This is a genomic window from Campylobacter concisus, from assembly GCF_003048605.1.
In the GTDB taxonomy this organism is placed as follows: Bacteria; Campylobacterota; Campylobacteria; order Campylobacterales; family Campylobacteraceae; genus Campylobacter_A; species Campylobacter_A concisus_BM.
The window spans coordinates 105,555-113,401 of the sequence record NZ_PIRX01000009.1; the positions used below are offsets into that span (position 1 = coordinate 105,555).

Below are 7,847 nucleotides of genomic sequence, written 5' to 3' on the forward strand. Positions count from 1 at the left end.
AATTTTTAACGTTAAAAGGCTTAAAAATGAACAATAATACTTCAATCATAATCCTAGCTGCTGGTCTTGGTACCAGGATGAAATCAAAACGCCCAAAAGTCTTATTTGAGCTATGTGGCGAGCCAATGATCATTCACATCTTAAAGCAAGCTTATGCGATCACAAATGACGTTAGCGTCGTGCTTCACTACGAAAAAGAGTTAATTAGCAAAAAGATAAAAGAAATTTTCCCTCAAACTAAAATTTTTGAGCAAGATCTAGCAAATTTCCCAGGCACTGCTGGTGCGATAAAAGGCGTAAATTTAAGCGGTGAAAAGGTGCTTGTCACTTGTGGCGATATGCCACTTGTTAGATCAACTGATCTTATGCGTCTAGCAAATGCCGAAGCAGACGTGGTTATGAGCTCATTTGAAGCGGCAAATCCTTTTGGCTACGGCAGAGTTATCATAAAAAACGGCAAAGTTGAGGCCATCGTCGAGCAAAAAGATGCTAGTGAAGCGCAACTTGCCATAAAGAGCGTAAATGCTGGCTGCTACTGCTTTAAACGCGAGGCGCTAGAGCAAATTTTACCGCTCATAAGCAACCAAAACGCACAAAAAGAGTACTACTTAACTGACGCCATAAAAATAGCAAACGAAAAGGGACTAAAGTGCGTCGCAGTAAATGTAAATGAGCAAAATTTCATGGGCATAAATGATAAATTTCAGCTTAGCATCGCAGAAAAAATAATGCAAGATGAGATCAAACAAAATTTGATGAAAGCTGGCGTTTTGATGCGCATGCCTGAGAGCATTTTCATAGATAGCAGGGCTAAATTTGAAGGCGAGTGCGTGCTAGAAGAAAACGTAAGCATCCTTGGTGAGTGCGTTATAACAGAAAGTATCATCAAAAGCTCATCGGTGATCGAAAGTAGCGTTATCAAAAACTCAGACATCGGCCCACTAGCCCATATAAGGCCAAATTCTGAAATTTCTGACACACACATAGGAAATTTCGTCGAGGTTAAAAAAGGCGTCTTAAATGGCGTAAAAGCAGGACATCTAAGCTATCTTGGCGACTGCGAGATAGAAAGTGGCACAAACATCGGTTGTGGCACGATCACATGCAACTACGACGGTAAGGCAAAATATAAAACAAAGATCGGCAAAAACGTCTTTGTTGGCTCAGATACACAGCTAGTTGCCCCTGTAAATATCGCTGATAACGTCATCATCGCAGCTGGAAGCACCATCACAAAAGACGTTGAGAGCGGTGCATTAGCCATCAGCAGAGGTCGCCAAGAGAACAAAAGCGGCTTTTTTGAGAAATTCTTTGGCAAAGACGATGTTAAAAAATAAGAAAATTTTACTTGCCGTTTGCGGCAGTATCGCCTTTTATAAGGCATTCGAAATTTTATCGCTGCTTAAAAAGCAAGGCGCTGATGTTTATGTGGCTTTAAGTGACGGAGCGCTTGAATTTTGCAGTGTAAGTGGCTTTGAGGCGCTAAGCGAGCATAAAATTTTAAGCTCACAAACGCAAAACTGGCAAGATGGCGTAAATCACATAGCCTACTCCAAAATGGATCTAGTCCTCATCGCACCCGCCTCGGTAAATACGATAAATAAGCTAACAGCTGGCATCTGTGACAATGTCTTTATGCAAACGCTAATCGCCGCCTCGCACGTGCCTTTAGTCGTTGCCCCAGCTGCAAATAACAATATGATCGAGCATTTTGCGACGCAAAATTCACTTGAAATTTTAAGGAAAAACGGCGCTTTAGTGGTTGAGCCAGTGCTTAAAACTCTAGCTTGCGGCGACGTTGGCAAGGGTGCTTTAGCAAGCCCTGAAGTGATAGTAGAAGCTGCCATTAAAAAGCTTAGCAAGCCACTTTTTGCAGGCAAAAAAGTGGTAATCACTGGCGGCGCGACAACCGAAAAGATAGATGATGTTAGAGCCATTACAAATTTCTCAAGCGGCAAGATGGCAAGAGCCTTGGCTAGAGCCTTTTACTACGCAGGTGCGGAGGTAAAACTGCTTGCTAGTTTTGAAACCGCAAACGAGCCATTTAAGTGCCTTAAATTTAGCTCAAGTAGCGAGCTTTTAGAGCTTTGCAAGAGTGAATGCGAGGGTGCAAATTTACTTGTAATGTGCGCTGCAGTGAGCGATTTTGTGCCAACAAAGACCCACGGCAAGATAAAAAAAGAGGACGTTGGAGAAACTTTAAATTTAAACCTAAAGAAAAATGTCGATATTTTGCAAAGCTTAAAAGAGTTTAAATGTAAAAAGATCGGCTTTAAGCTTGAAATCTCAAGCGAAAGCGCTCTAAAAAGCGCTAGATCGATGCTTGATCTAAAAGCACTTGATGCAGTTTGCCTAAATATCTTGGGCGAGAAAAATGGCTTTGCAAGCGAGCAAAACGAGGTAAATTTCATTACAAAAAATAGTGAGATTTTATTGCCGCTTGCCTCAAAAGACGAGATCGCAGGGCGTATCGTGGAGCTAGCAGCAAATTTATGATAGAGCAGATCTCGCGCGTCCAAAAGATAGCAAATAACAGCCAAGCCCCGCTAGTAGCGATAAATTCGTCCTTGCCACTTAGCATTTTGGTGAGCCAAAAAGTCGGCTTTAACAGATACATCTTAAATTTTGCAAATAGAAATTTAAACACAAAAAGCGCAAAAGAGCTAAACGTGGGCTCAAGATACTGGGGCGAGGTGCATAGTAAGGGCGAAAACATCGTCATAAAAAATTTATACGAAAAGCCAAAAATTTTAGATGAGGACGTTTTGGCTGACGGGCTAAATTTGATAGAAAATTTAGTAAAAAACGAAAATTTATCGTGGCTTTACAGCTATTTATTTAAAAACTTAAGCGAAGTTAAAACAAAAGACGAGATGAGAGTGCTAGCAAAAATGCTCTTTGCTCTGCAAGAAAATGTCGTGCATATACCATTTGCGTATAGCGGTACAAACGGCATTTTCCAGCTTAAAAAAGAGGCAAATGAGATGAGAGTTTTTCTTGTTTTTTCAAATTTTGCGCCGCTTATTTTTAAATTTAAAGATGAAAATTTATATGAGATCGCAACTCCATTTAGCAACGTCGCAAGCTTGCTAAAAAGCGAATTCAGCGCCGCGGTTTTGGTGCAAAACGTAAGCGCTCTTTGGAGTAAAAAAGAGCAGATAATTGACTTTAAAGGCTAGACATTGAACAAACTTAACCACCTTGCTATCATCATGGACGGCAACGGACGCTGGGCGAAAAAGCGTGGATTTTTGCGGACAAATGGGCATGAGGCCGGTGCAAATGTGGTGAGCGATATGTGTGAATTTTGTATCGATAATGGGGTGAAAATTTTAAGCCTTTACGCATTTAGCACCGAAAACTGGAAAAGACCGCAAAAAGAGGTTGATTTTTTGATGAATTTGCTTAAAAAATTTCTTCTTTTAAAGCGTAATGATTTTATAAAAAATGGGATCAAATTTAACACGATCGGCGATATCTCGCCATTTAGTGACGAGCTAAAAAATGAGATAGAGATCACCAAAAGTGCGACAAGGGAAAATACAAATTTGCTTTTAAATTTAGCGATAAACTACGGCTCAAAAGATGAGATCATTAGAGCTGTGCGAAAACTAAATTTAAAAGGCTGCGAGATAAATGAAGCGAGCCTAAATGCGGCACTTGACGAGAGTGAGCCGGTGGATCTTCTCATTAGAACTGGTGGCGAGAGCAGGCTTTCAAATTTCATGCTCTGGCAGGCAAGCTATGCGGAACTATTTTTCACGCCGACACTTTGGCCTGACTTTGGCAAGGATGAGCTTGCAAGCATCGTTGCTAAATTTAAAGATATAGAGCGAAGATTTGGCGGGGTTTAGTGAGATAATGGATATTTTGGTCATCTTTTTTGCCGTTTTTGCTTTTGTTTTTGGCATCTGCGTGGGGTCATTTTCAAATGTGCTAATCTACCGCTTGCCACGAAATGAAAGTATAAATTTCCCAGCCTCGCACTGTCCAAAATGCTCTCACAAGCTAAATTTTTATCACAATATCCCGCTTTTTTCATGGCTATTTTTAGGCGGCAAATGCGCCTTTTGCAAGCAAAAGATAAGCCTTGTCTATCCGCTGGTTGAGCTAGCCTCTGGGCTACTTTTTCTGATCTGTTTTTTTAAAGAGTGCGGCGAAATTTTAAGCGTAGAAACTCTGCTTTATGCGCTATTTTTAGGGCTTTGCTTTATCATGCTACTAGCCCTTAGTGTCATAGACATAAGGTATAAAGCCGTGCCAGATCCTCTTCTTTTTGCGGCGCTATTTTTTGCATTTGCCTATGCTCTGCTACTTTTTATCTTTAAAGGAAATTTTGCTCAAATTTTAAATTTAATTCTTTTTGGCTTTATATTTTGGGCGCTGAGATTTGTCGTGAGCTATGCGATGAAAAAAGAAGCCATGGGCAGTGCTGACATATTTATCGCAGCGATCATCGGAGCCATTTTACCAGCCAAGCTAGCCCTTGTGGCGATCTATCTAGCTGCACTTCTTACGCTTCCAGTCTATGCGATCGTTCGTAAAAAAGGCTATGAGCTAGCCTTTGTGCCATTTTTAAGCCTGGGACTGCTTGTCACCTACGCTTTTGACGGGCAAATTTTAGAAATTTTAAGGTTCATTTATGAGTAGAGTAAATAAATATCTTTTGTTTAACTTTTTAGGCACGTTCGCATCGCTATTTAGTACGCTTTTTTTGATCATGTCGATCGTCTTTTTCATCCAGATCGCGCGTATCACCTCATACATCGAGATCAGCTTTGGTGAGCTCTTCAAACTCTACTCATTTATGCTCCCACGCGTGCTGCTCTTTGTCGTGCCTATCGCGTTTTTCGTCTCACTTGCGATGACGCTTTTTAGGCTCTCAAAAGAGAATGAAAGTATCGTTATCTTCACACTCGGTGGCTCGCCAAATAAAATAGCAAGATTTTTCCTAGCATTTTCAGCCATTTTAAGCGCCGCCTTGCTCGTTATCGCCATCGTCATGATACCAATAGCCGCCCAGCTAAATGCAAATTTCATCGACTATAAAAAGACAGTCGCAAAGCTAAATTTAAAGCCAACCCAGTTTGGACAAAAATTCTCTGACTGGATGGTCTATGTGGGTAGCGAGGTGGAGGATAGCAATGGCACGACCTACAAAGATATCGTGATGTTTAACCCATTTGTCAAAGACTCACAACGCCTAATAACCGCCAAAAACGCAAAGATCATAAACGTGGGCCAAAGCGTAGAGCTCTCTTTAAACGAGGGCAAAATGTATGACATCAGAGACGAAATTTATCACCAAAGCAATTTCAAATCAATGAAGATAAGAACCGCCCAAAGCGAGGAGATAAGTGACGTTGGCAGCATCAAAGAGTACTGGATGGATGCAGCTAGCAGCGATAAACGCCGAAAAGACCTTAGCACCTACGTCCTAGTGGCTCTCTTCCCGCTTGCTAGCACGCTCTTTGCGATCAGCCTTGGCATCGTCACATATAGATACGAAAAGGGCATGGTCTATGTGGGCACTTTTGGCGTTTTGTTTGGCTATTTTACGCTCATAATGCTCTTTTCGTCAAAGCCAGCGCTTGCGATACCGCTCATATTTTTCGTATTTTTGCTAGCTGGCGTCTTGCTTTATAAAGCCAAGATCACACGAAGATACTGATGAAAATTCAGCTAATCTACAGCTACGATGGCTCGAAATTTCAAGGCTCACAGACTCAGCCGCATGAAAACGGCGTAGAGGATGAACTTGCTCGCGCCCTAGCTCACGTTGGCATTTTTGAAAGAGTGATCTCTAGCTCGCGCACCGATAAAAGCGTGCATGCAAATAACCAAAGTTCAAGCGTTGTTTGCGGCGATCACTTTAAAGACTTGAGACGCTTACAAGATCTTATAAACCGCCACGCACACCCAAGCATTCATATAAAACGCATAAATTTGGTGGATGATAGCTTTCAAGCAAGATTTGACGCGGTCGCAAGGTCTTATAGATATGTGATAGATCACGGCAAATTTGATGTTTTTAGCTCAAATTACAAGGTATTTTTGCCTAAATTTGATACCAGAAAAGCAAATGAAATTTTGCGTAATTTTATCGGCGAGCATGATTTTAGCGCATATATGAAAACTGGAAGCGATACAAAAAGCCCAGTGCGCGAAATTTACAAAGCATTTTGCTACACATACAAAGAGCAGACTATTATCGTTTTTAAAGCAAATGGTTTTTTACGCGGTCAGGTGCGCCTCATGGTTGCAAATTTACTAAAGGCGCTAAAGCAAAAAGACGGCAGCGAGCTCATCAAAGCTTCACTAAATGGACGTCCTGCTTTAACTCGCATACCGGCACCTGCTGAAGGGCTATATCTAAATAGAGTTTTTTATAAATTTAACTAACCTCAAAAGTGGTCTGAAAATAAAATTTGGGGAGAAAAGGATGGTGCGCCCGAGAGAATTCGAATCTCTGACCTTTTGAACCGCAATCAAATGCTCTATCCAGCTGAGCTACGAGCGCACATGAAAAATTAAGTTGTGATATTAACCAAACTTTCCTTAAAAATAGATTGTATTCATTTTAAATTTATAACCTTTTTAGTAGAATCCTTTGAGCAAAAGGAGCAAAAATGAACGATTTTTTCGATAGTCTAAAAGAGATCAAAAAAGAGCTTACAAAAGAGCAAGGCGTGGCGAAAAAGCCTCAAAAAGAGGCCATTTCTCATACAAAAGAGGAGGCGATCTTACACAAAGAACAAAAGCTAAGAGATGAGTTTTTGGCATATACAAAAGATAGCAATATCAGGAAAATTTGACTTTGGAACGCTAGTTGCTTTAAATGGGGATATTTTGAATGGAGAAACCCATGAATATAACCCAAACTTTAGAATCTTTAAGCATTTTAACCGATAGCGACGCTCTTTTTTGCGAGCTTCGCGCACTGATAAGTAAAAATTTCACAAAAACCCTAGCAAACAAAGACAAGATCATCTCTTTTTATGAAGAGAGCGAGATCCCACAGCGAAAATGCTTCTTAAAATTTATAAAAAAACTCTATGAAAAACAGGGCAACGAGCTTGACGTAACTTTTGCAAAATACAAAACCATAAAACTATCTTTAGTGCAAAAAAACGCTCTGACAAACATCTACAACATCGACATCGATTTTTTTAATAACGAGATGATCTTTACGCTAAATAACGCTCCAAGAGCTTTTGCTAGCTACATTTTGCAAAATTTTAAAGGAAATGAGTCTAAATTTGATGAGAAAAATCATAAATTTAGCCTAAAGATAAAAAAAGAAAGTGACTTTGGCTTGATAGAAGAGATCATTTCAAGACGCGAACATCTAAAATTTATAGTAAATTTTAACTACAATGAAATCAAATTTAAAGAGTTTAAGAGAAACTACAAGGTTCAAAACTCGGCCAAATTTAAAAGTCGCTTCAGCGCTTTGGCAAATTTATTAGAAGAAAATTTTGAAATTTTAGGCTGCTCAAATAAAGACAGCTTCGAAACTGTAAGAGATAGCTACCTAGCCCTTGCTAAAATTTACCACCCAGACAGGCACTCAAACAAGAGCGAAAGCATCAAAAACGAGTATAACGCTAAATTTAAAAAGATCCAAGCAGCCTACGAGGGGCTAAAGCCATTCTTTAAAAATCAAGAGAATTTTATAAAGGTAGGCTAAAGAAGCCAACGCAAAATATAAATTTACTTAGCGGTTTTTGCCTAAGAGCATTTATCGTTCTTGGAGCAATTTATATATTTTAATAAACTTTCTCCCTTTAAAAACTAGGCCGGATAGGATCTGGCCTAGCTATCTAATCATTTCTCGCCAAGTGGCC

Annotated in this window: 9 protein-coding genes and 1 tRNA gene; 9 read left to right on the top strand and 1 reads right to left on the bottom strand. The window is 40.0% G+C overall.

Annotated elements, in window-relative coordinates:
* The first annotated feature begins 26 nt into the window (after positions 1 to 26).
* The 7 genes from glmU to truA are packed head-to-tail and all read left to right on the top strand — an operon-like array spanning position 27 to position 6,402.
* On the top strand, positions 27 to 1,337 hold the full coding sequence (gene glmU, locus CVS86_RS08695; protein ID WP_103615244.1) for a bifunctional UDP-N-acetylglucosamine diphosphorylase/glucosamine-1-phosphate N-acetyltransferase GlmU: 1,311 nt from the start codon (positions 27 to 29) through the stop codon (positions 1,335 to 1,337).
* A complete protein-coding gene (gene coaBC, locus CVS86_RS08700; protein ID WP_107791636.1) occupies positions 1,324 to 2,496 on the top strand; it encodes a bifunctional phosphopantothenoylcysteine decarboxylase/phosphopantothenate--cysteine ligase CoaBC in 1,173 nt (390 codons plus the stop codon). Before glmU ends, coaBC begins: the two co-directional genes overlap by 14 nt.
* Entirely contained in the window at positions 2,493 to 3,179 is a 687-nt protein-coding gene (locus tag CVS86_RS08705; RefSeq protein WP_107791637.1) for a hypothetical protein, read from the top strand. Before coaBC ends, CVS86_RS08705 begins: the two co-directional genes overlap by 4 nt.
* Positions 3,180 to 3,182: 3 nt before the next feature.
* Positions 3,183 to 3,854, top strand: a complete 672-nt coding sequence (gene uppS, locus CVS86_RS08710) for a polyprenyl diphosphate synthase (protein WP_103615247.1) — start codon at positions 3,183 to 3,185, stop codon at positions 3,852 to 3,854.
* A gap of 7 nt (positions 3,855 to 3,861) precedes the next feature.
* Positions 3,862 to 4,650, top strand: coding sequence for a prepilin peptidase (locus CVS86_RS08715; protein ID WP_107791638.1), 789 nt, complete (start codon positions 3,862 to 3,864; stop codon positions 4,648 to 4,650).
* Complete coding sequence (locus tag CVS86_RS08720; RefSeq protein ID WP_107791639.1) at positions 4,643 to 5,671, top strand: LptF/LptG family permease; 1,029 nt, start codon at positions 4,643 to 4,645, stop codon at positions 5,669 to 5,671. The genes CVS86_RS08715 and CVS86_RS08720 overlap by 8 nt, the downstream gene beginning before the upstream one ends.
* On the top strand, positions 5,671 to 6,402 hold the full coding sequence (gene truA, locus CVS86_RS08725) for a tRNA pseudouridine(38-40) synthase TruA (RefSeq protein WP_107791640.1): 732 nt from the start codon (positions 5,671 to 5,673) through the stop codon (positions 6,400 to 6,402). The genes CVS86_RS08720 and truA overlap by 1 nt, the downstream gene beginning before the upstream one ends.
* A 41-nt stretch (positions 6,403 to 6,443) precedes the next feature.
* Here truA and CVS86_RS08730 read toward each other — a convergent pair.
* A tRNA-Arg gene (locus CVS86_RS08730) sits at positions 6,444 to 6,520 on the bottom strand.
* Positions 6,521 to 6,629: 109 nt separating this feature from the next.
* On the opposite strand from CVS86_RS08730, the gene CVS86_RS08735 reads away from it, so the two are divergent.
* Together CVS86_RS08735 and CVS86_RS08740 are read left to right on the top strand one after the other, a co-directional pair.
* On the top strand, positions 6,630 to 6,815 hold the full coding sequence (locus tag CVS86_RS08735) for a hypothetical protein (RefSeq protein ID WP_087581907.1): 186 nt from the start codon (positions 6,630 to 6,632) through the stop codon (positions 6,813 to 6,815).
* Positions 6,816 to 6,865: 50 nt separating this feature from the next.
* Complete coding sequence (locus CVS86_RS08740; protein WP_107791641.1) at positions 6,866 to 7,690, top strand: adenylosuccinate lyase; 825 nt, start codon at positions 6,866 to 6,868, stop codon at positions 7,688 to 7,690.
* Positions 7,691 to 7,847: the final 157 nt, after the last annotated feature.

What these genes read in the sequence shown, in the direction of transcription:
- glmU (WP_103615244.1), top strand. Translation starts at nt 27, where the DNA reads ATGAACAATAATACTTCAATCATAATCCTAGCTGCTGGTCTTGGTACC.
- coaBC (WP_107791636.1), top strand. Translation starts at nt 1,324, where the DNA reads ATGTTAAAAAATAAGAAAATTTTACTTGCCGTTTGCGGCAGTATCGCC.
- CVS86_RS08705 (WP_107791637.1), top strand. Translation starts at nt 2,493, where the DNA reads ATGATAGAGCAGATCTCGCGCGTCCAAAAGATAGCAAATAACAGCCAA.
- CVS86_RS08715 (WP_107791638.1), top strand. Translation starts at nt 3,862, where the DNA reads ATGGATATTTTGGTCATCTTTTTTGCCGTTTTTGCTTTTGTTTTTGGC.
- CVS86_RS08720 (WP_107791639.1), top strand. Translation starts at nt 4,643, where the DNA reads ATGAGTAGAGTAAATAAATATCTTTTGTTTAACTTTTTAGGCACGTTC.
- truA (WP_107791640.1), top strand. Translation starts at nt 5,671, where the DNA reads ATGAAAATTCAGCTAATCTACAGCTACGATGGCTCGAAATTTCAAGGC.
- CVS86_RS08735 (WP_087581907.1), top strand. Translation starts at nt 6,630, where the DNA reads ATGAACGATTTTTTCGATAGTCTAAAAGAGATCAAAAAAGAGCTTACA.
- CVS86_RS08740 (WP_107791641.1), top strand. Translation starts at nt 6,866, where the DNA reads ATGAATATAACCCAAACTTTAGAATCTTTAAGCATTTTAACCGATAGC.